General features: G+C 67.7%; 16 protein-coding genes. 8 read left to right on the top strand and 8 right to left on the bottom strand.

Annotated elements, in window-relative coordinates; all coding sequences use genetic code 11:
* Nucleotides 1-37: 37 nt before the first annotated feature.
* Genes LK540_RS01380 through LK540_RS01370 form a run of 3 tightly spaced genes read right to left on the bottom strand, consistent with a single transcriptional unit; the run spans nucleotide 38 to nucleotide 4,537 of the window.
* Nucleotides 38-1,930 carry an ATP-binding protein gene (locus LK540_RS01380; protein WP_229435239.1) on the bottom strand — a complete coding sequence of 631 codons (1,893 nt, stop codon included), beginning with the start codon at nucleotides 1,928-1,930 and terminating at the stop codon, nucleotides 38-40.
* Nucleotides 1,930-2,571, bottom strand: a complete 642-nt coding sequence (locus LK540_RS01375) for a YfiR family protein (RefSeq protein ID WP_229435238.1) — start codon at nucleotides 2,569-2,571, stop codon at nucleotides 1,930-1,932. Before LK540_RS01375 ends, LK540_RS01380 begins: the two co-directional genes overlap by 1 nt.
* A 52-nt stretch (nucleotides 2,572-2,623) precedes the next feature.
* Nucleotides 2,624-4,537, bottom strand: a complete 1,914-nt coding sequence (locus LK540_RS01370) for a TonB-dependent siderophore receptor (protein WP_229435237.1) — start codon at nucleotides 4,535-4,537, stop codon at nucleotides 2,624-2,626.
* Nucleotides 4,538-4,897: 360 nt separating this feature from the next.
* On the opposite strand from LK540_RS01370, the gene LK540_RS01365 reads away from it, so the two are divergent.
* The 3 genes from LK540_RS01365 to LK540_RS01355 all read left to right on the top strand — a co-directional run bounded on the left by LK540_RS01365 (nucleotide 4,898) and on the right by LK540_RS01355 (nucleotide 10,032).
* Nucleotides 4,898-5,728, top strand: coding sequence for a response regulator (locus tag LK540_RS01365; RefSeq protein ID WP_229435236.1), 831 nt, complete (start codon nucleotides 4,898-4,900; stop codon nucleotides 5,726-5,728).
* 169 nt (nucleotides 5,729-5,897) lie between these two features.
* Nucleotides 5,898-8,909 carry an ATP-binding protein gene (locus LK540_RS01360; protein WP_229435235.1) on the top strand — a complete coding sequence of 1,004 codons (3,012 nt, stop codon included), beginning with the start codon at nucleotides 5,898-5,900 and terminating at the stop codon, nucleotides 8,907-8,909.
* A 130-nt stretch (nucleotides 8,910-9,039) separates the two neighbouring features.
* The gene (locus tag LK540_RS01355; protein WP_229435234.1) at nucleotides 9,040-10,032 is read left to right on the top strand and encodes a diguanylate cyclase domain-containing protein; all 993 of its coding nucleotides are present in this window, start codon (nucleotides 9,040-9,042) and stop codon (nucleotides 10,030-10,032) included.
* Nucleotides 10,033-10,306: 274 nt separating this feature from the next.
* On the opposite strand, the gene LK540_RS01350 is transcribed toward LK540_RS01355, so the two are convergent.
* Complete coding sequence (locus tag LK540_RS01350; protein WP_229435233.1) at nucleotides 10,307-10,750, bottom strand: hypothetical protein; 444 nt, start codon at nucleotides 10,748-10,750, stop codon at nucleotides 10,307-10,309.
* A 298-nt stretch (nucleotides 10,751-11,048) separates the two neighbouring features.
* Here LK540_RS01350 and LK540_RS01345 point away from each other — a divergent pair, with 298 nt between their 5' ends.
* Complete coding sequence (locus tag LK540_RS01345) at nucleotides 11,049-12,674, top strand: response regulator (RefSeq protein WP_229435232.1); 1,626 nt, start codon at nucleotides 11,049-11,051, stop codon at nucleotides 12,672-12,674.
* 244 nt (nucleotides 12,675-12,918) lie between these two features.
* Here LK540_RS01345 and LK540_RS01340 read toward each other — a convergent pair whose 3' ends face one another.
* Nucleotides 12,919-13,407, bottom strand: coding sequence for a hemerythrin domain-containing protein (locus tag LK540_RS01340; protein ID WP_229435231.1), 489 nt, complete (start codon nucleotides 13,405-13,407; stop codon nucleotides 12,919-12,921).
* A 170-nt stretch (nucleotides 13,408-13,577) separates the two neighbouring features.
* On the opposite strand from LK540_RS01340, the gene LK540_RS01335 reads away from it, so the two are divergent.
* Complete coding sequence (locus LK540_RS01335; protein ID WP_229435230.1) at nucleotides 13,578-14,300, top strand: sensor histidine kinase; 723 nt, start codon at nucleotides 13,578-13,580, stop codon at nucleotides 14,298-14,300.
* 207 nt (nucleotides 14,301-14,507) lie between these two features.
* On the opposite strand, the gene LK540_RS01330 is transcribed toward LK540_RS01335, so the two are convergent.
* Complete coding sequence (locus LK540_RS01330; protein ID WP_229435229.1) at nucleotides 14,508-15,812, bottom strand: NAD(P)/FAD-dependent oxidoreductase; 1,305 nt, start codon at nucleotides 15,810-15,812, stop codon at nucleotides 14,508-14,510.
* A 112-nt stretch (nucleotides 15,813-15,924) separates the two neighbouring features.
* Nucleotides 15,925-16,407 carry a hypothetical protein gene (locus LK540_RS01325; RefSeq protein WP_229435227.1) on the bottom strand — a complete coding sequence of 161 codons (483 nt, stop codon included), beginning with the start codon at nucleotides 16,405-16,407 and terminating at the stop codon, nucleotides 15,925-15,927.
* A 174-nt stretch (nucleotides 16,408-16,581) separates the two neighbouring features.
* Here LK540_RS01325 and LK540_RS01320 point away from each other — a divergent pair, with 174 nt between their 5' ends.
* From LK540_RS01320 to LK540_RS01310, 3 genes are all read left to right on the top strand, one after another.
* Nucleotides 16,582-17,253 carry a hypothetical protein gene (locus tag LK540_RS01320; protein ID WP_229435225.1) on the top strand — a complete coding sequence of 224 codons (672 nt, stop codon included), beginning with the start codon at nucleotides 16,582-16,584 and terminating at the stop codon, nucleotides 17,251-17,253.
* A 60-nt stretch (nucleotides 17,254-17,313) separates the two neighbouring features.
* A complete protein-coding gene (locus tag LK540_RS01315) occupies nucleotides 17,314-17,451 on the top strand; it encodes a hypothetical protein (RefSeq protein ID WP_229435223.1) in 138 nt (45 codons plus the stop codon).
* A gap of 78 nt (nucleotides 17,452-17,529) precedes the next feature.
* Nucleotides 17,530-18,786, top strand: coding sequence for a DEAD/DEAH box helicase (locus LK540_RS01310; RefSeq protein WP_229435221.1), 1,257 nt, complete (start codon nucleotides 17,530-17,532; stop codon nucleotides 18,784-18,786).
* Between the two features lie 74 nt (nucleotides 18,787-18,860).
* Here LK540_RS01310 and LK540_RS01305 read toward each other — a convergent pair whose 3' ends face one another.
* Entirely contained in the window at nucleotides 18,861-21,539 is a 2,679-nt protein-coding gene (locus LK540_RS01305) for a bifunctional acetate--CoA ligase family protein/GNAT family N-acetyltransferase (RefSeq protein ID WP_229435220.1), read from the bottom strand.
* Nucleotides 21,540-21,576: the final 37 nt, after the last annotated feature.

Here is a 21,576-nt window from a genome sequence, read left to right as displayed (position 1 = left end):
TCCGTTTTTTTCATCCGCGAGAAACCCTGCTCCCGCTTCAGGTCCTGAGCTTCTTGATGATGCTGCGGTTGCCCAGGATTTCCTCGATCTGCTCGAAGCGCACCGGTTTCACCATGTGGTGGTCGAAGCCGGCCTCGAAGGCCAGCTGGCGGTCCTTTTCCTGCCCCCAGCCGGTGACCGCGATCAGGGCCGTCATGGCGCCGCACGACAGCTTGCGGATGCCGCGCGCCAGGTCGTAGCCCGACATTTGCGGCAGGCCGATGTCGAGGAAGGCGTAGTCCGGGCAGAAGCGCGCGGCGGCCGCCAGCGCATCCGGCCCGTTGTGGGTAATGACCACGCTGTGCCCCATGGCGGTGAGCAGCGCGCCGATGCTGTTGACGAAGTCGACGTTGTCGTCGGCCAGCAGGATGCGGTAGGTTTCGGTGCTGATGAAGGCGGCCGGCGTCGGTTTGCTCAGCGGCTCCGGCTCGACCACGATCGGCAGGCGCACCGAGAAGCAGGAGCCGCGGCCCAGGCCCTCGCTGCGCGCGGTGATCGTGCCGCCGTGCAGCTCGACGAGTTTGCGCGCCAGCGACAGGCCCACGCCCAGGCCGGCGTTGGTCCGCTCCAGGGTCGAGTCGACCTGCACGAACATCTCGAACACCGAATCGAGCATCTCGGGCGCCAGGCCGATGCCGGTATCCGTTACTTCCAGCACCAGGGTCTTGTCCTCGACGTGGCCGGACAAGGTCACGCGTCCGCCGCGGTTGGTGTACTTGGCGGCGTTGTTCAGCAAATTCGACAGGATCTGCGCCAGGCGCGTGGCGTCGCCGTGCAGGAAGACCGGGCGGTCCGGCAGGTCCAGCACCAGCTCGTGACCGTGCAGCTCGATGTAGGAGCGCACTACCTCCAGCGCGTCGTTGACGACCGCTTTCAGTTCCACCCGGCCCATCTTGATGGCGAACTTGCCGGTATTGATGCGCGAAACGTCGAGCAGGTCGTCGACCAGGCGCACCATCTGGCGCAGCTGGCGTTCCATGATGTCGGTGGCGCGCTGGGTGGCCTGGGCGTCGCCGCTGCGGATGCGCAGGATGTCGAGGCCGGTGCGGATCGGCGCCAGCGGGTTGCGCAGCTCGTGCGCCAGGGTGGCGAGGAATTCGTCCTTGCGACGGTCGGCCACGATCAGCGCGTCTTCGGCCTTCTGGCGCACGTCCATCTCGTGTTCCAGGGTGCGGTTGGCGGCCTGCAGGGCGTCGGCGCGGCGGCCGATTTCCGCCAGCATGTCGTTGAAGGCGTCGACCAGCACCCCGATCTCGCCGCTGTTATTGCCCGGTACGCGCAGCGTGAAGTCGCGCTGCTGCATCACCTGGCGCGCCACGTTCGTCACCGCTTCCAGCGGGCGGGTGATGGCCGCCTGCAGGCGCGAGGCCACCAGGCCGGCAATGACGAGGGCGCCGAGCATCACGCCGCCGAGAATCGCCCCATAGTTCAGCAGGCGGTCGACCAGGCCGTAGCGCGAGCGCAGGTAGACCGTGCCGACCAGTTCCCCGTTCTCGACGATGTTGTGCCAGACCTCGAGCCCGCCGCGCTCGATCAGGTAGCCGGCCGCGCGCGGACGCGTCGGCAGCACCTGGTCGCTGCCGGCTTTCACGTAACTGGCGAAGCGCGAACCCGAGGCGGTGAAGACGGCGCCGGACAGGATCTGCGGGCGCGCGCGCAGCACCGCCAGCTGTTGCTGGGCGGTCTTGGCGTCGGAAAACGCCAGGGCCGGCGCGGTGACGCTGGCCATGATGTCGGCCTGGGTGGTCAGGTCGTCGATCCACAGGCGCTGGAAGGTGCGCAAGTCGAGCACCAGCATGGCGATCGAGGCCGACAGCAGGGCCGCCAGCGTGGTGAACACCGCCATCTTGATCAGTTTGCTGCGGACGGAACCGGTATCGTGCGCGTTCATCAGGAATTCCCCTTCACGACGCGGTTGGCGACGGTGAGCAGTCGCGAACTGAGTTTCACGTTATTTCTCTCTGCTGAATCGAGGGATACGTCGAAGCGCACGCGCTCGTCGACGATCCGGAAATTGATGACACTGCCCTGCTGCAGGCCGGATTCGCACTCGGTGACCGGCAGCAGCGCCGGCGGGCTGCTTTTCAGGATGCGGCCGGCGCGCGCGCTGTCGCTGCCGGCCACGAACAGCAGGTGCACGGCGTTGCCGCCCTCGCCTTCGCGCAGCTGGCGCACCACGACCGGGCGCCCGCCCACGTTGCGCCCGGCCACCACGCGCGCCAGCTCGGCGGCCATTTCGTCGGAACCGACCACGCCGATCGTGACCGGTGCGCCGGGGTCGGCAAAGGCGCCGGCCGGGAATTCGGCATAGCCGAGGAATTTATAGATAAAGGCCGCCTTGACGCGGCGCTCGAGGGCCTGGCTGGCGACGCCGTTCTGGGCCAGCGCCGGCGATGGACCGGCCGCCGCGGCCGTGAACAGCGCCGCGGCGCAGGCCAGGGTCCAGCCGGCCAGGCCCGCCGGACGCCACCACGAGCGCCCGGGCGGATACGCCGGCGCGACGGCAAGCGGCCGCGCCGCGGCGGCGGGCATCCCGGCGGGCGGCGTGGAAGAGAATAAGGATCGGTGTCGAATCATTGGCCGCTTAAAATTGCAGGATCGCGCTGAAGCCCACGTTGCGCTCGAAGGTCTGGCGCAGGCCCGGCTCGCCGAATTCGGCATGCCGGTCGTGCAGCAGGTTGCGCCCGACCAGGGCGAACTCGAGGTTCGGCCTGGCCTGCCAGGCAATGCGCGCGTCGAGCTCATGATAGCCCGGTACGGCGGGGCGCGTCAGCCTGCCGACGTGCCGCAGCGCGACATCGAGTTGCAAATCGGCGCCCAGCTCGTGCGCCGAACGCAGGCTCCAGTAGTGTTTCGGGTCGTTGCTGGTCAGGCCCAGCAGGCGCGACAGATCGCGGCTGGCCTCGTCGGTGCGGATGCGCACGTCCTGGAACACGGCGCCGCCCGACAGGCGCCAGCCGCGCAGCACCTGCCAGCTGGCCCAGGTCTCCAGGCCGCTCACGCGCCCCCTGGCATGGTTCTCGAACTGCGCCGGCATGCGCGGCCGCAGTTCCAGCGTGCGCAGGCGGTCGTACTCGCTGTGGAACAGGGTGGCCGAATACGAGATCGCCGGCGCCGGCTGGGCGCGGTAGCCGAACTCGATCACGCGTGCGGTCTCGGATTCGAAGCCCGGCCCGCCCTCGACGACGTAGCGCGGCCCTCCGCCGGGCGCGATGCCGGCGGCCAGGCGCAGGTCGCGGTCGATGCGCGACGGCGCGCGCACCGTGCGCGACAGCGCCGCCCAGGCCAGCGCGTTCGGCCCCGTGTTCCAGGCCAGGCGCGCGCTCGGCAGCCACTCGACGCCGGTGTACACATTGTGCTCGGCCTTGATGCCGGCGGTGGCGCGCAGGGTGCCGGTGAGAGCGATCTCGTCCTGCACGAACAGGTTCGCCCAGCGCAGGGTCTTGTTCTCGTCCAGCATGCTCAGCCAGGGGCTGCTGCGGATGCGGTCGCGGCTGATGCGGTAGCCGCCGCCCCAGGCCAGGCTGTGGCGCTCGCCGGCGCGCAGGTTGTGCTGGGCTTCGAGGTCGATCGTTTCCAGGCGCTGGGCGCCGAGGGTCTGCTCGCGCCGTGTGTGGTCGAGGTAAGCCTGCAGGCGCAGGGTCGAGCCGTCGGCCAGGGTGCGCAGCGAGCGCGCCACCAGGTTGGCGCCGGCAAGCCGGGTGTCCTGTTCGCCGAGCTCGTCGAGCTTGCCGTCGTACACGTCGCCGCTGACGGTCGTGCTGCGGCCCTCGCCGTCCCAGTCGGTGCGAAAGCCCGCCTGCTGGCGGCGCCAGCCGGTGCCGCTGACGCTGCCGTCCTCGCGGCCGATGTCGTCGTGGCGGACCAGCTTGGCATAGGCGCGGTAGTGGCCGCCGCTCGCGGTTTCGCCGCCGTGGCGCAAGGAAGCGCTGGCGCCCTCGGCGCCGCCGCGCACCACCAGCTGCTTGCCCTGGGTGTCGCGCGCCGACTTGGTGATGATGTTGATGACGCCGTTCACGGCGTTGGCGCCCCAGATGGTGGCGCCGGGGCCGCTGATGACCTCGATGCGCTCGATGTCGGCCATCACCACGTCGTGGGTATCCCAGAACACGCCGGAAAACAGCGGCGAATACACGCTGCGGCCGTCGATCAGCACCAGCAGCTTGTTGGCCAGCGTCGAGCCGAAGCCGCGCGCGCTGATGGCGTAGTCGTGGGCGTCGGCGCGCGCCACCTGCAGGTTCGGCGCCAGGCGTAGCGCTTCCGGCAGGCTTGTTGCGCCGGAGCGACGGATATCGGTACCGCTGATCACGAATACCGAGGCCGGCGCTTCGGACAGGCGCGTTTCCTGCCGCGCCACCGAGGTCACGACCACATCGGCCAATTGTTCGAGCGAATAGTCGGCCAGCGACCCGCCCTCCTGGGCCTGGACATCGGGGAACACCGTGAGTAGCCCCGCAAAGGCGCAAGTCGGCAGACATCGTTTTAACATATTTGCCATGGTAAAACATTTTCTGACGTGCACCAAGCGTGTGCGGCTGCCGTGCGCGGGGGATTCCGGCCGCATAGGGAGAGCTGCCATGGGCTGTCCGACTGTTACAAGCTTGTTACAGCCATATAGAGACACTATATCTGTCATTACAAATATAAATTGGAAACTTTTGTTGCGGAGCAGCATAATTGCACCTGTCTCCTCTATTCCCCGCAAGGAAATAGATTCAGCCCGCTCCTCTCCGAGCGGGCTTTTTTTTGCCATCCGCGCGCGCACTGCCTTTCCCCGCACACACTTGCGCGCCGACAGAGACGCGCCGTTTAGTGTAGGATTCGGCCATGTTTTCGAATACACAACAGGCCGTCGTCCATGTCCGCTCCCGGTAAGCCCGCACCCTCCGTTTCCACCTACGATTGGAGCACCAGCACGGTCGGCGACCCGTCCGCCTGGCCGCAGCCGCTGCGCATCGCCGCCGGGCTGATGTTCAACACCCCGCTGCCGATGCTGCTGCAATGGGGCCCGCAGTCCGTCCTCCTGTGCAACGAGGCGTATGGCGCACTCGCCGGCCCCGGCTATGGCCGCGTGCCCGGCGGCTCGGTGCCCGCCATCATGCCGCCGCCGCTGCAGGCCGGACAGGAAGGCGCGGCGCGCGCCTGGCGCGGCGAAGCGGTGCAGGTCGCCGGCGTGACTGTGAACTTCGGCAATGCCAGCGTCGGCCAGTACGACCTGCATTTCACCCCGCTGCTACAGGATGGCGCGGTGGCCGGCGTGCTGTGCATGCTGGCGCCCGCCACCGCGGCCGAGGCATCGGCTGCTGTTGCCGAGGAAATCGGCACCCTGAACGTGCTGGTGGTCGAAGACAACCTCGATTCGCAATACCTGGTCTGCGAGATGCTCAAGGCCTTCGGCTACGAAGCCGACGGCGTGGCCCATCCGGACGATGCCCTGGCGCGCCTGGCGGCCGGGCGCTACCACGTGCTGTTCACCGACGTCAGCCTGCCCGGCATGTCCGGCGTCGACCTGGCGCGCGAAGCGATGCGCCTGTATCCGCACCTGAAGGTGATCTTCGCCTCGGGCTACGGCGACATGCTGCTCAAGCATCTCGACTTCCCTTACCAGTCGCTGCAAAAGCCCTACGAACTCGACCAGCTGCAGAATGCGCTGAACCAGGTCGGCAACCAGCTGCGGGCGGGCGCCTGAGTGCCCAAGCGTGTGCATCCCGCGCGAGCGGCTGGGCTAGAATGGTTCCAGGCCGAGTTTCGCCGCGCGCGCTGCTGACCATGATCTCCATCCCGATGTCCACCCCGATTTCCAGCCTGTCCGTTGGCAGGACCATGCAGCCGCCCGCCTCCGGCACGGGGAGCCGCGCGTGAGCGATAACCGCGACGATCTCGAAATGATGCGCTCGGCCGCCCTGCGCAATGCCGGCAATGCACTGGCCGCGCGCCAGCGCGCCGAGGCCGAGCTGATGGCCGCCAAGGAAGCCCTGCGCCAGGCCAACGAGCGCATGGAGAACATGCTCGAAAGCCTGACCGACGCCTTCTGCGCGGTCGACTTCGACTGGCGCATCACCTACATCAACGGCCGCGCGCTCGACATGCTGGCGCCGCTGAACAAGACCCGTGCAGGCCTGCTCGGCAAGAGCCTGTGGGACGAGTTCGACGAACTGCAGGGCACCAACCTGGCCAGCAACCTGGTCCAGGCCATGGAATCGCGCCAGATGGGCACGCGCGAGTTCTTCTACCAGCGCCTGGCGATCTGGGTCGAGGCGCGCATGTATCCCTCGCCCGACGGCCTGACCCTGTACTTCCAGGACATCACCCAGCGCCGCATCGACCAGCAGGCCCTGATCGACGGCAACAGCCGCCTGCAGGTGGCCCTGGCCGCCGGCCGCCTGGGCGACTGGCGCTGGGACGCCGCCAGCGACCGCGTGCTGCTGGGCGAGCGCGCCGCCACCATCCTCGGCCTGGAAGCGGAAGTGCCGCTGGCCTGGCCGCACCTGCGCGCGCGCCTCGACGAGGCCGACCGCGAGGCGGTGCGCCGCGCGGTCCTGCACGCGTTTGCCACCCATACCGATTTGAACATCGAATGCCGGCTGCTGCCCGACGGCGGGCAGTCGCGCTGGATCGCCCTGGTCGGGCGCGCCGACTACACCAACCCGGCGCTGCGCGACAGCGTGATCGGCATGACCGGCGTGGTCCAGGACGTGTCGTCGCGCAAGATTGCCGAGGACAGCCTGCGCCAGAGCGAGGAAGTGCTGCGCGCGCTGGCCAATACCATACCGCAGCTGGCCTGGATGGCCGAGCCCGACGGCGCCATCGTCTGGTTCAACGAGCGCTGGTACGAATACACCGGCACCACGCCCGAGGGCGCGGCCGGCTGGGGCTGGCAAGGCACGGTCGACCCAGCCGTGCTGCCGGCCATGCAGGAACACTGGGCCAGCTCGCTGCGCACCGGCGAACCCTTCGAGATGGAATACCCGATCCGCGGCGCCGACGGCCAGTACCGCTGGTTCCTGACGCGCGTGAACGCGGTGCGCGACCGGCGCGGCAAAGTGGTGCGCTGGTTCGGCACGAATACCGACGTCGACCAGGTCAAGCGCGCCGAGCAGGCCCTGCGCGAGGAATCGAAGGTGCTGGAGCTGCTCAACAGCACCGGCAGCGCCCTGGCCTCGACGCGCGACTTGCGCTCGCTGCTGCAGGTGGCCACCGACGCCGCCAGCGGCATCGCCGGCGCCCGCTTCGGCGCCTTCTTCTACCACGGCAAGGAAGGCGAAGGACCGAAGTTCTCGCTGTACACCGTCTCGGGCGGCAGCGCCAACGAATTCCAGAGCTTCGGCGAGCCGCATGCGACCGCCCTGTTCGGCGCCGGTTTCCGCGGCGCCGGCCTGGTGCGCTCGACCGACATCGGCAGCGATGGGCACGACGGCCCGGCGCCGCCGCAGTTCGGCATGCTGTCCGGCCAGCCGGTCGTGAAAAGCTACCTGTCGGTGCCGGTGACGGCCGCCAGCGGCGAAGCGATCGGCACCATGTTCTTCGGCCACCCGGAACCGGGCGTGTTCACCGAACGCACCGAGCGCATCGTGCGCGGCATTGCCGCCCAGGCCGCGGTAGCGCTCGACAATACCCGCCTGTACGAAGCGGCCCAGCAGGCCGCCGAGGAACGCAAGGTGCTGCTGGAGAGCGAACGCGAGGCGCGCGCCGAGGCCGAGCGCTCGAGCCAGATGAAGGACGAATTCCTGGCCACCCTGTCGCACGAGCTGCGCACCCCGCTCTCGGCCATCCTCGGCTGGGCCCAGGTGCTGCGCCGCGGCGGCAAGGACGAGGCCGACCGCCAGCGCGGCTTGCAGACCATCGAACGCAATGCGCGCTCGCAGGCCCAGCTGATCGAAGACCTGCTCGACATGAGCCGCATCACCTCGGGCAAGGTGCTGCTCGACATCCAGAACCTGTCCCCGGCCGGCTTCCTCGACGCCGCCATCGAGACCGTTCGCCCGGCGGCCGACGCCAAGAACATCCGCCTCGAAAAGCATTACGACCCGGACCCCGGCACCATTGCCGGCGACCCGGCGCGCCTGCAGCAGGTGGTGTGGAACCTGCTGTCGAACGCCATCAAGTTCACCCCGCGCGACGGCCAGGTGGCGGTGGAACTGGGACGGCGCGGCGATTCGGTCCTGATCACGGTGCGCGACACCGGCGCCGGCATCAAGCCGGAATTCATCACCCACGTGTTCGAGCGCTTCCGCCAGGCCGACGCCTCGATGACGCGCCGCCACGGCGGGCTGGGCCTGGGCCTGTCCATCGTCAAGCACCTGATCGAGCAGCACGGCGGCACGGTGCGTGCCGAGAGCGCCGGCGAAGGCCTGGGGTCGAGCTTCTCGATCGAGCTGCCCCTGTCCAAGGCGGCGCCGCCCACCCGGCGTTCGCGCGCCGGCTTGGTTGGCGCGCCGAATCCGGCCACGCCGGAACTCACCCTGCGCGACCTGGGCGGCGTGTCGGTGCTGGTGGTCGACGACGACCGCGACGCGCGCGAACTGATCGCGCGCATCCTCACCGATTGCCACGCCCGGGTGCGCATCGCCGCCAGCGCGCGCGAAGCCTTCGACGCCCTGCGCGCGGACCTGCCCGATCTGTTGATCAGCGACCTCGGCATGCCCGAAGTGGACGGCTTCGAACTGCTGTCCTGGGTGCGCAGCCTGGGGCGCGACCGTGGCGGCCTGCTACCGGCGGTGGCCCTGACCGCCTTTGCCCGCTCGGAAGACCGCCTGCGCGCGCTCGAAGCCGGGTTCAATTCGCACATTTCCAAGCCCGTGGAACCGAGCGAACTGATCGCTGCCGTGGCATCATTGGTGCGTCCGGCGCCGGGCAAATCAAAATTGTGATGATCCTACCCGCGCACGCGGCGCTGTCCTACAAGAAATTTTGGTGCTTTTGCTAGACTAGCCTGGATGGGAAAGTCGGATTCCTTAGTGAAATTTGTGTCCTTCCAGTACCTATTTCGACGAGAGAAGCATGCCGAGCAGACAAGACATTTTGAACGCCAAGATTTTGGTCGTAGACGATTCGCCCGACAATATCGAGCTGATGGAAGAGATATTGTCCGAAGAGGGCTACACCGATGTCAGCTCGACCATGGAGCCTGAACAGGTGTGCCCGCTGCACCGCGAGCATAACTACGACCTGATCCTGCTGGACCTGCAGATGCCCGGCCTGAACGGTTTCCAGGTCATGAAAAGCCTGAAGGAAATCGAAAAAGGCGGCTACCTGCCGGTGCTGGCCCTCACGGCGCAGCCGAGTTTCAAGATCGCGGCCCTGGAAGCGGGCGCGCGCGACTTCATCAGCAAGCCCTTCGATTTGCTGGAAGTGCACAAGCGCATCCACAACATGCTCGAAGTGCGCCTGCTCTATAAAGAGCTGGCCCAGTATTCCAAGGCCCAGCAGGAACTGGCCCTGCACGACGCCCTCACCGGCCTGCCGAATCGGCGCCTCCTGGAAGACCGCATCGAAACCGCGCTCCAGCACGCCAACCGCAGCCATGCCAAGGCCGCGATCATGTACCTGGACCTGGACGGCTTCAAGGCGATCAACGACACCTACGGCCATGCCTACGGCGACGACATCCTGAAAATGGTCTCGCAGCGCCTGCTGTCGACTTCCCGCAAGGAAGACACGGTGGCGCGCCTGGGCGGCGACGAATTCATGGTGGTGCTGGGCGACATCCACAGCCTGGCCGACGCGCAGGGGCCGGCGGCGAAGCTGGTCGAGGCGCTGTCCGAGCCCTACTTCATCAACGACCTGACGCTGCGCCTGTCGACCTCGATCGGCATCAGCATCTACCCGGACGACGCCGAATCGGTGGACGCCCTGATCAGCATTGCCGACTACGCGCTGTACGAAGCCAAGCGCGCCGGCAAGAACCGTTTCTGCTCGACGGCCGGAGGAGCGCGCCAGGTGGCCGCGAAATCGCCCCCAAAGCAGGTGGCTGAGCTGGCTCAGCACCGCTGAAGCCCCGCCAGCCGCCCCGAGCGGACACCCGCCTTCCACGGCGCCGGCCCACCAGCCCGGCGCCGTTTTTATTTGTCCTGCGATGCCACGAAGCGGTAGAGTGGACGCCTATGCCGTCCACGCGTTCAACCATCCTGCGGACTGTCTCGCCGTGTCACCGTGCGTCGAACGCGTGGACGGGAAACCCGTCTACCCTGTAAACAACAACGGCGCCTTGAGGTCCGCGCGATGCGGGCCCCAAGGCGCCGTGGCCTGGAACGGTGTTACCGAACGATCAGGCGCTGCCCGGTTCCTTGTCCTTCGAACCGATGCACGATTCCCCGACGGCCTGCTCGTTGTGCGCCGCCATCGCAACCGCGCCCTGGTGGTCGCGGCTGGCGTCGACCTTGTCCGGGGCGACTTCGATGCGGGTGATGCCGGCGTCGACCGAGATCGGGTCGCTGGCCGGGAAGGTCATCTCGACGGCGTCGTCGAGCAGGGTTTCCTTGGCCGCGTCACCCTGCGGCTGGGTTTCCACGCCGGCCATCATTTCGATGGCGACGGCATGGGCGACCACCTTCAAGCCGGCCAGCTGGCCGATGGTCGTGACGCCGAATGCGTCTTCCAGGGCCTTGGCCTGGTTCGGACCGATGCCGCACAGTGCGGTCAGCGGGCAATCTACCAGTTCCTTGAACGATTTGCCGTGGAACTGTTCGTTGACGATGGTATTGATATTCATGTTTTTGTCCTTTCAAGTGAGCGCGCCTGTCCTCCATTGACACGGTTGAACCGGACACGCTTCCACTATCGCATGGCCCCGCGAAACCGTATGTGCGGTGCCGTACACGAAGCGCGCAAGCTCCGTGCAATCAGGCGCACGATTGCCCCCGAATATTGCAAATTGCCGTGATATCATTCGACGCCGCTCAGCCGTGTCTTTACCATAGGAAAGCGCATTGGACAGCAGCTACTCTGCTATCCTTGTTTTAACCGGCCGAGGCCAGGCCCTACGCCCCGACAACCGCAGCAGGAACGACGTGCTCACCACCGCCAAACCGAAGATCTTGGTCGTCAACGACGACGCGGCCAGCCTGCTGGCCCTGACCAGCCTGCTCGACCAATGGGCCTCCGACACCGGTTACACGGTGCTCTCGGCGCGCTCCGGTCAGGATGCGCTGCGCCAGGTGCTGCTGCACGACTTCGCCGTCATCATCCTCGACGTCAACATGCCCGGCATGGACGGCTTCGAGACCGCCGAGGCGATCCACCAGCGCGCGCGCTCGGCCGACATCCCGATCATTTTCGTGACCGCCTTCCTGGCCGACGAGATCGACCGCCTGAAGGCTTACCAGCGCGGCGCCGCCGACTTCCTGTTCACGCCGGTGATCCCGCAGATCCTGCACGCCAAGGTGTCGGTGTTCGTGGCCCTGGCCAACAAGAACGAGCAACTGCGGCGCCAGACCGAGGACCTGTCCCAGCGCACCCTCGAACTGACCGCGACCAACGAGCGCCTGATGCGCGAGATCGAAGAGCGCCAGGCCGCCGAGCGCACCAGCCACGCCAAGGACGAATTCCTGGCCATGCTCGGCCACGAGCTGCGCAACCCGCTGTCGGCGATCAGCAGCGCCGCCGCCCTGATCGACATGCCCGGCGCCGGCCTCGATACGGCCAGCCGCGCGCGCCAGATCATCGGGCGCCAGAGCCAGCACTTGTCGCGCATCGTCGACGACCTGCTCGACCTGTCGCGCGCGATGTCCGGCAAGATCCTGCTGGCGCGGCGCCCGGTGGACATGGCCAGCCTGGTCGGCGCCTGCCTCGACACCTTCCGCGCCACCGGCCGCACCGCCGGCTACCGCATCGACGTCGACCTGGCGCCGAACTGGGTCGACGGCGACCCGACCCGGCTCGAGCAGATCGCCACCAATCTGATCGACAACGCCCTGAAATACACCCCGGCCGGCGGCAGCATTGCGATTCGCATCGGCGCCGAGGACGAGGACGTGCTGCTGACGGTGAGCGACACCGGCGTCGGCATCGCACCCGATCTGCTGCCGCACGTGTTCGACGTGTTCGTACAGGGTAGCATCAGCCTCGACCGCGCTCAGGGCGGGCTGGGCATCGGGCTGTCGCTGGTGCGGCGCCTGGTCGAGCTGCACGGCGGCAGCGTGTCGGCCACCAGCGCCGGCGGCGGCGCCGGCAGCGCCTTTACTATCCGCCTGCCGCGCGCCGAGCCGGCCCAGGCCAGCACACCGGGCGCCGCCGCGCCGGAACCGGACTGCGCCAAGCCGGCCGTGCTGCTGATCGAGGACAATGAAGATGGGCGCGAGATGATGGCGACCATGCTCGACGTGTATGGTTACCCGGTGCTGCAGTCGGCCGACGGGCTCGATGGGGTGCAGCAGGCCCTGTCGCGGCTGCCGAGCGTGGCGCTGGTGGATATCGGACTGCCGGGTATCGACGGCTACGAGGTGGCGCGCAGGCTGCGCGCGAATCCCGACACGCAGGCGATGCGGCTGATCGCGCTGACCGGGTATGGATTGGCCGAGGACCAGCGCCGCGTGCTGGAGGCGGGCTTCGACATGCACCTGGTGAAGCCGGTGGATATTGCGCAGTTGCTGGGGGCGCTGGGGGAACCGGCGCCGCTGCGTACGGCGGCGGGCTGAACGGCGCCGCTGCGGGCCACGACTGGGGAAACGGCGGTTTTCGTAGGGTGGGCACCTGTGCCCACGCGGTGTCATCGATTGAACATCGGCGAAATCACGCTCGGCCTTAGGTCTGCTCTTTGATACCGTTTTTAAGACGCATTCTCCACCGCGAGAATGGAGCAATCACCAGGCAAGCATCCGCGTGGGCACAGCGTGCCCACCGTACGGTCAGCGTTCCCGGCCGTAACCGGGGCGCCGCGAATCACATCGACGCTTCGATCTCTTCCTGCCGCTTCTTCATCTCTTCCCCCAGCACGCCCAGGTCCAGTTTCAACTTGCGCGTTTTCGGGAACATTTCCTTCTCTTCTTCCTCAACGTGGTGGTCGATCATTTCCGACAACACCTTGACCTTGGCGTCGTACAAATCGTCTTCGGGGCTCATTTCCTGGATCTGGGCGATCAGGTCCTTGGCCGACGCGTGCTCGACGACGGCTTCGTCGACCATGTCTTCGGTCTCTTCCTCTTCGCCGCCCGCCGCGCGGGTGGCCGGGTAGAAGATTTCTTCCTCGATCATGGTGTGCATGGTCAGGGCGTTGCAGATTTCCTCGGCCAGCTTTTTCTTCTTGTCCTTGGCGTCGTCGCCGAGTTTCTCGAATTGCTCGAACAGATCCTCGACCTCGCGGTGTTGCTTGGTCAACAGCTCGACGGCGTCGATGCCGGTGGTCGCGCTGGTGGTCTTGTTGGTTGCCATGTGAGCTCCTTGATGGTTGTGAATATAATAATTTTGACTACCCCTCCAGCCTGAGCCGAAACGCGCGAGCCTACTGTTCGGAAGCGCACGCTCAACGTGGATGCAGCGTCAGTGCGCGCTTCTCCGGCGACTCTGTTGTATGATTTGGGAAACATTTAACCGAGCCGACGATGACTGCACCGGACCCGCACCACCCCGACCCGGAACTGGATCGCAAGGTGGCCGAACGTACTGCCGAACTGACCGAACTGGTCGGTCACCTGATGAGCTGCTGGGACGAAGAGCGCCGCCTGCTGGCGCGCAAGCTGCACGACAGCCTCGGCTCGTCGATGACGGCCCTCACCATGCACCTGGGCCTGCTGGCAAAGAATTTGAGCGAAGACAAGGCAAAGGACCGCGCCAGCCAGATGAAGAGCCTGCTCAACAACATCATCGAAACCAACCGCAAGGTGCAGCTGGGCCTGTGGAACGACAAGCTCGAATTCCTGGGCATCAAGGCCGCGCTGGCCGAACTGGTGGCCGAGTTCGGCCAGGAACACGGCGTCAAGGCCAGCGCCAGCCTGCCCGACGACGACGACGGCTATGCACGCGCCCAGGGCGTGGCCCTGCTGCGCTGCGCCGAGGAAGGCTTGCGCAACGTGCTGCACCACGCCCAGGCGGGCAAGGTCGAGGTGATCCTGGACGACGACGGCGAGCAGTTGATGCTGACCGTGCGCGACGACGGCATCGGCTTGCCGGATGGGGCGGCGCCGTCGGAATCGCTGCATTGCCACGGCCTGCGCCTGCTGCGCGAGCGTGCGCGGGCGCTGGGCGGGACGCTGGCACTGGGGCCGGGACCCGAAGGCGGGACGGCGTTGACGATGGTGTTGCCGCGGCAAGTACCGGGCGCATAAAAACAAGGCCGGCATTGCCGGCCTTTCTCTTACCCGCGATGCCGCCTTAGAGCCTATCTCAGTAGGCACGGGGAAGCGGATGGCGTTAGCATGGCAAGCGCGGGCAAGGCGCGAGGAGGCCGCATGGTGGTTCCATGCAACGACGAGCAACGCCGCCCCCGCTTGTCAGGCGCGCCAGCAGCGACTCGAGCCTACTGAGATAGGCTCTTAGTGCAGCTTCACCAGCGGCGTGGTGCGGCGGATCAGGAAGCGCGCGATCGCCAGTACGCCGGTGCGCATCGAGCCGAGCACGGCCTTGTGGTGCATCAGGTGCAGGCTGGTGTACATGAAGCGCGCCACCATGCCTTCGACGAACCAGCTGGTCCCGCGCAGCGAACCCATCAGGTTGCCGACGCTGGTCGTCTTGCCCAGCGAAACCAGGGAGCCGTAGTCGCGGTAGCGGTAGGGCTTTTCGTCGAAGGCCTTGCCGGCGGCGATGCGCAGGAACTGCTTCAGCAGGTAATCGGCCTGCTGGTGCGCGGCCTGGGCACGTGGCGGCACCGGTTTGCCGGATTCGTCGATGCAGGCGGCGCAATCGCCCAGCGCGTACACGCCGGGTACGCCCTTCACCCGCAACTGCGCGTCGACCTCGATCTGGCCGCCCTTGTTGGTGGGCAGGCCCAGCGTGGACAGGAATTCCGGCGCGCGGATGCCCGCCGCCCACACCACCAGGTTGGCCGGATACACGTTGCCGGCGTTGTCGAGCACCTTGTCCGGGTCGATCTGGGTGACGCGGCAATCGGTCACCACCTGGATGCCGCGCTCGCCCAGCAGTTTCAGGGCCGAAGCCGACACCCGCTCGGGCAGCGGCGCCAGGATGCGCGGCGCGCCTTCGAGCAGGGTGATGCGCACGTCGCGCTTGACCTGCAGGCGCGAGAAACCGTAGGTGGCATACACGCCCGAGGCTTCGCGCAGCTCGGCCGCCAGCTCGACGCCGGTGGCGCCGCCGCCGATGATCACCACGTCCAGCGCGGCGGCGGCGTCGGGCCGCTCCTCGCGCACCTGCTCGGCCACCGCCATCAGGCGCAGCAGGCGCAGGCGGAAGCGCTCGGCATCCTCGGTGGCGTTCAGGGAAATCGTGTGTTCGCGCGCGCCCGGCACGCCGAAGTAGTTCGAGGTGCTGCCGACTGACATCACCAGCGATCCGTACTCGATGCGGCGCTCGTGCAGCACGTCCTCGCCGTCGGACGCCTTGACCGCGCCGACCGTGATGCGGCGCGCGTTCGCGTCGAGCGCGGTCATCGGGCCGTAGACGAAGGTGAAGCCGTTGTCGTGGGCCAGCATCTGGTAGGACAGGCCTTCCTGGTGGATGTCCAGGGTGCCAGCCGCCACCTCGTGCAGCGAGGGTTTCCAGATATGGTACAGCCGGGTATCGACCAGCATCACCTTTGCCGGCCCCAGCTTGCGCCCCAGTTTGCACGCGAGCTCCAGCCCGCCTGCCCCGCCACCCACGATCACGATTTCACTTTGCAAAACTTACCTCCATTCCGTATGTACCTTGTTACGGGAGCAAGTCTACACCGGCAGAGGAAATCGCGTGGCGCGCACCCCGAAAACGGCAAGGGATGCGCGGGGCTGGCGCTGCTTATCGTCCGTGGCCGTGGCCGTGCCCACGATCGTGGTGGTCGCGGTCGCGGCCGTGGTGGTCGCGACGGTCGTGGCGGTCGTGATGGTCGCGGCGGTCGTGGTGGTCCGGACGGCCATGGTGGTGCGCCGGACGGTGGTGACGCTCGCGCCAGCGCGGCGCATAGGTGTTGGTGTACCAGTCGTCGCGCACGAACATCACCGGACGGCCGCAGGCGTCGTAGCGGCCGCAGTAGCGTTTCCAGTTGCTGCGGTGGCCGGCCGGCACGCGCAGGTAGATCGGGGCGGCGCGCACGTGGCGCACTTCGCGCACGATTACCGGGCGTTCGTAGATGACCGGCGGACGGCCGTAGTCGGCGATGTCGAGGCGGCCATAGAAGCCGGGCTGGCCGATGTTGATGCTGACGTTGTTGGCGGCCACGGCCGGGAGTGCGGAAGCGGCCAGGGCCAGGCCGGCGAGCAGGAGCTTGAAGGGAGAAGTCATGGGACAGGTCCTCTTGTCATGTTGTTTCGTTGATGTGAACTTTATCAGCTGAAACGTTACGTTCCCGTACGCTGCAACACACATTTACAAATGCCGCGCGGAATTCGCGCTGTGGTAAGGATGCGACGCCAGGCTCGCTACAATCGGCCCAACGCATCCAGCATGGAGGAGTTCATGTCTTACCAGCGTCTTTCCCTTGCTCTCGCTTGCCTGCTCGCCACCGGCGCCACCCAGGCCCAGACCGGCGTGTCGGCCGACCTCGGCACCACCGGCGTCGGCGCCCACCTGGTGTTCGGCTTCAGCCCCAGCCTCAACGGCCGTCTCGGCGTCAATTACTTCAAGCACGACTTCACCAAGCGCTCCGGCCGCCTGGAGTACGACCTCGACGGCAAGCTGCAGACCGTCGATGCCCTGCTCGACTGGTATCCGCGCGCCGGCAGCAGCTTCCGCATCACCGGCGGCGTGTTCTACAACGACACCCGCTTCGACGCCCTCGCCACGCCCGACCTGAACGGCACCTTCCGCCTCAACGAGCGCCTGTACAACGCGGCCGACGTCGGGGTACTGGTCGGCAAGGTCGACTTCCGCAAGGCCGCACCCTACATCGGCATCGGCTGGGGCAATGCGCTCAGCAGCGAGCGCGGCTGGAGTTTTGGCGGCGACCTCGGCGCCTTTTACCAGGGCAAGGCGCGCGTCAGCCTGCGCAGCGTCAACTGCACCGTGCAGTCGGCCCTGTGCAACCAGCTCGCGAGCGACGTCGCGGTGGAAGAAGCGCGCCTGGCCGACGAAGCCTCGGACTACAAGGTCTATCCGGTGCTGCGCGCCAGCCTGTCGTATCGCTTTTGACGTACGCGTGCGCGCGGCCGGCGCAGGAACTCCGGTATCATCGGCACCAAGGAGATCGCCATGAAAAACCACGTCCTGCGCTGGTCCGCCCTCGCCCTTGCCTGCCTGCTCGCCAGCGCCTGCAAGGACCGCCATGAGCCGGTCAAGCCAACCGCCCCAGGCGCGCCTGCCGTCATCGACCGTTTCCTCGATACCTGAGACCCGGTGTACGGTTTTTGCGCCCGCCGGCGCGCGGCACGGTAAACTGTCGGCTGTTCATTTTTGCCCAAGGTTTCCATGTCGTTTGCCTCGCTCGGCCTGATCGACCCGATCGCCCGCACCCTCGAAACGCTCGAATACAAGAACCCGACGCCGGTCCAGGCCCAGGCGATTCCCGCCGTGCTGGCCGGGCGCGACGTCATGGCTGCCGCCCAGACCGGCACCGGCAAGACCGCCGGCTTCGCTCTGCCCCTGCTGCAACGCCTGGTGATGGAAGGGACGCCGCTGGCCAGCAACACGGCACGCGCGCTGGTGCTGGTGCCCACGCGCGAGCTGGCCGAGCAGGTGCACACGAGTTTCCAGACCTACGGCGCCGGCCTGCCGCTGCGCACCATGGTCGCCTACGGCGGCGTCAGCATCAATCCGCAGATGATGCGCCTGCGCAAGGGTGTCGATCTGCTGGTGGCCACGCCGGGGCGCCTGCTCGACTTGCACCGCCAGAACGCGCTGAAGTTCAACGCGACACAGATGCTGGTGCTCGACGAAGCCGACCGCATGCTCGACCTCGGCTTTTCGCGCGAGCTCGACCAGGTATTGGCGGCTCTGCCGAAAAAGCGCCAGACCCTGCTGTTCTCGGCCACCTTCTCGGACCCGATCCGCGCCCTGGCCGCCAAGTTGCTGGTCGATCCGCTCAGCATCGAAACCGCGCCGCGCAACACCACCGTCAAGGCGATCCGGCAGTGGGCGGTGCCGGTCGATAAAAAGCGCAAGCCGGAACTATTCCTGCACCTGCTGAAGAAGCACGGCTGGGGCCAGGTGCTGGCCTTTGCCAAGACGCGCAAGGGCGTCGACGAGCTGGTTGCGCTGCTGGAGGCGAAACGCATCGCTGTCGATGCCATCCACGGCGACAAGCCGCAGCCGGCGCGCCTGCGCGCGCTCGAGCGTTTCAAGGCCGGTGAGGTGAAAGTGCTGGTGGCCACCGACGTCGCCGCGCGCGGCCTCGACATCGACGATCTGCCGGTGGTGGTGAACGTCGACCTGCCGATCGTGGCCGAGGACTACGTGCACCGCACCGGCCGCACCGGACGCGCCGGCGCCTCGGGCGAAGCGGTGTCGCTGGTCTGCGCCGACGAGGTGCAGCAGCTGGCGGCCATCGAGATGCTCACCAAACAGACCCTGAAGCGGGTCGAGGAAAGCGGCTTCGAGCCGGACCACCGGGTGCCGGAAACGAATGCGAGCGGACAGATTGTCAAGAAGCCGAAGAAACCGAAGAAGCCCAAGGAAGCACGCGGCGAACAGCGCGTGGTGACCGAGGATGTGCGCTTCCGGCGCTAAAAACGGATTACCTCACGCATGAAATAAAATTTCACAGGTAGAAACCTGATGAAATTTTATTTCACCGCTTGGATTTACTGTAATACCAGCCGTAGCTTGCGCACCCCTTCCTCGCCCGGGGTGACCTCGAAGCCGAGCTTTTTCACGAGTCCGATCATGCGGCTGTTCTGCGGCAGCACCTCGCCGACGATCTCGCGCGTGCCGCGCGCACGGCAATACGCGATCAGCTTTTCCATCAGGATGCGGCCCAGCCCCATGCCCTTCAGGTCCGAGCGCACCGTCACCGCGAATTCGGCCGAGGTGTTGTCGGGATCGGCCACCACCCGCCCCACGGCCAGCGTCTCGGGCTGGCCGTCCGCCCCCGGGCGGGTGGCGATGAACGCCATCTCGCGGTCGTAGTCGATCTGCGTGAAGCGCGCCAGCTGCGAGGGCTGCAGCTCGCGGATGCGCACGAACATGCGGTAACGGATGTCGTCGGGCGTGAGGGCGTCGAAGAATTTCAGGTGCGCCGGCCCGTCTTCCGGACGCACGGGACGCAGCAGCAGCGAGCCGCCCTGCCAGGGGATGGTCTGCTCCAGCTCGCGCGGATAGGGCCGGATCGCCAGCCGGTCGAGCGTGCTGGCCGAGCGGTCGGCCAGCGCCAGGCGCATGCGCGCGTCGAGCACCACGGCGCCGGAGGCATCGGCAATCAACGGGTTGATGTCGAGTTCGACGATTTCCGGGATATCCGCCACCAGGCGCGCCACCTGCACCACGGCGGCGAGGATGGCGTTCATGTCGGCCGCCGGGCGGTTGCGGTAGCCGGCCAGCAGGCGCGCCACGCGGGTGCGGTCGACCAGCTCGCGCGCCAGCACCGCGTTCAGCGGCGGCAGCGCCACTGCGTGGTCGTCGGTCACCTCGACCGCGATGCCGCCCTGGCCGAACAGGATCACCGGCCCGAACACCGGATCGGTGGCCGCGCCCAGGATCAGTTCATGGCCTTCGGGCCGGCGCGCCATGGCCTGCACCGAATAGCCCTCGAAGCGGGCGTCGGGGCGCAGTTCGGCCAGCTGGCGCCGCACGCGCCCGGCCGCCGCCCGCACCGCCTGCTCGGAGTCGAGGTCGAGCGCCACGCCGCCGACGTCCGACTTGTGCATCACGTCGGGCGAGAGGATCTTCACGGCCACTGGAAAGCCGATGCTTCTTGCCGCCGCCACCGCTTCCTCGGCGTCCGCCGCCTGGCGCGTCTCGACCAGGGCCATGCCATAGGCGCGCAGGATGGCCTTGGTCTCGGGGTCGGACAGCAGGTGGCGCCCGGCCGCCAGCGCCTCGCGCACCAGGGCGCGCGCGGTGGCACGGCCGGAAGCCAGCGTGCTCGAGATCGAGGGTGGCACCTGCATCAGCAGGTTCTGGTTCTGGCGGTAGTGCACGATCTGCAGGAAGCCGGCCACCGCATCCTCGGGCGTGTCGAAGGTCGGCATGCCGGCATGCGAGGCGATCTCGCGCGCCGCGGCCACCGAATCGCCGCCCAGCCAGCAGGCCAGCACGTTGCGCGAGGCGGAGCGCGCCAGCGGCGCAATCGCCCGCGCGATATCGGCCGGGTCGACCGTGGCCGTGGGCGAATGCACGACCAGCACCGCGTCCGCGCCCTTGTCCTGCAAGGCGATCTCCAGCGCCTGGCGGTAGCGCTCCGGTTCGGCGTCGCCCAGCAGGTTGACCGGATTCGCCTGCGGCGGGCTGGCCGGCAGCAGCGCCGCCAGGCGCGCCAGCGACTCGGGCGAGAGCGCGGCCGCGGTGCCGCCGCCACGCACCAGGGCGTCGAGCGCCAGCACCCCGGGGCCGGCGCCGTTCGACAGGATCAGGAGGCGCTCGCCATACAGCGGCCTGGCGTGGGCCAGGGTCTCGACCGCCGCGAACAGCTCCTCGGTGGTGTCCACGCGCAGCATGCCGGCACGGCGGATGGCGGCGTCGAACACGTCGTCCGGGGCCGCCAGCAGCCCGGTCTCGCTGGCCGCCGCGCGCACGCCGTTGCCGACCCGGCCGGCCTTCAGCACCAGGGTCGGCTTGCTGCGCGCCGCCGCGCGCGCCGCCGACATGAACTTGCGCGCATAGCGCAGGTTTTCCACGTACAGCAGGATCGAGCCGGTGGCGCCGTCGCTGGCCAGGTAGTCGAGCACGTCACCGAGGTCGACGTCGCTCGCATCGCCCAGCGCGATGAAGTGCGAGAAGCCGATGCCGCGCGAGCGCGCCCGGTCCAGCACGCCCGTCATCAGCGCGCCGGACTGCGAGACAAAGGCGATCCGCCCCGGCAGCGCGCCGCTGTGCGCCACGCTCGCGTTCAGGCCCAGCGCCGGCGACAGCAGCCCGGCGCTGTTGGCGCCGAGGATGCGCAGCAAATACGGATGGGCGGCGTCGAGCATGGCCTGCTTGACGGGGCGCCCGCGCTCGTCGCGCGCTCCGGCCAGGCCGGCGCTCAGCACGATGGCGGCGCGCGTGCCCTTCTCGCCGAGCTGGCGGATGATGCCCGGGATGGTGGCGGCCGGGGTGCAGATGATGGCCAGGTCGGGCGCGGCCGGCAGATCGGCCACGCTGGCGTAGACCGGCTGGCCGTGCAGCGCGGTGTACTTCGGATTGACCGGGTACACCGGCCCCTTGAAGCCGCCCGCCGCCAGGTTGGCCAGCAGGGTCGCGCCCAGGCTGCCAGGGCGCTCCGAGGCGCCGACCAGGGCCACCGAGCGCGGCGCGAACAGGCTGCGCAGGTTGCGGGTGCTCATGCGGCGGCGATCCGTACGGCAAGCGTGCCCGGCGAAA

Origin of the sequence: Massilia sp. IC2-278, from assembly GCF_020708045.1 — a bacterium.
Lineage (GTDB): Bacteria > Pseudomonadota > Gammaproteobacteria > Burkholderiales > Burkholderiaceae_D > Telluria.
The sequence above is the reverse complement of the archived record's forward strand: the minus strand, read 5'-3'. Positions and strand labels throughout refer to the sequence as shown.

Coding starts and splice junctions, on each gene's coding strand:
- LK540_RS01380 (WP_229435239.1), bottom strand. CDS start 1,930: ATGAACGCGCACGATACCGGTTCCGTCCGCAGCAAACTGATCAAGATG.
- LK540_RS01375 (WP_229435238.1), bottom strand. CDS start 2,571: ATGCCCGCCGCCGCGGCGCGGCCGCTTGCCGTCGCGCCGGCGTATCCG.
- LK540_RS01370 (WP_229435237.1), bottom strand. CDS start 4,537: ATGGCAAATATGTTAAAACGATGTCTGCCGACTTGCGCCTTTGCGGGG.
- LK540_RS01365 (WP_229435236.1), top strand. CDS start 4,898: ATGTCCGCTCCCGGTAAGCCCGCACCCTCCGTTTCCACCTACGATTGG.
- LK540_RS01355 (WP_229435234.1), top strand. CDS start 9,040: ATGCCGAGCAGACAAGACATTTTGAACGCCAAGATTTTGGTCGTAGAC.
- LK540_RS01350 (WP_229435233.1), bottom strand. CDS start 10,750: ATGAATATCAATACCATCGTCAACGAACAGTTCCACGGCAAATCGTTC.
- LK540_RS01340 (WP_229435231.1), bottom strand. CDS start 13,407: ATGGCAACCAACAAGACCACCAGCGCGACCACCGGCATCGACGCCGTC.
- LK540_RS01335 (WP_229435230.1), top strand. CDS start 13,578: ATGACTGCACCGGACCCGCACCACCCCGACCCGGAACTGGATCGCAAG.
- LK540_RS01325 (WP_229435227.1), bottom strand. CDS start 16,407: ATGACTTCTCCCTTCAAGCTCCTGCTCGCCGGCCTGGCCCTGGCCGCT.
- LK540_RS01320 (WP_229435225.1), top strand. CDS start 16,582: ATGTCTTACCAGCGTCTTTCCCTTGCTCTCGCTTGCCTGCTCGCCACC.
- LK540_RS01315 (WP_229435223.1), top strand. CDS start 17,314: ATGAAAAACCACGTCCTGCGCTGGTCCGCCCTCGCCCTTGCCTGCCTG.
- LK540_RS01310 (WP_229435221.1), top strand. CDS start 17,530: ATGTCGTTTGCCTCGCTCGGCCTGATCGACCCGATCGCCCGCACCCTC.
- LK540_RS01305 (WP_229435220.1), bottom strand. CDS start 21,539: ATGAGCACCCGCAACCTGCGCAGCCTGTTCGCGCCGCGCTCGGTGGCC.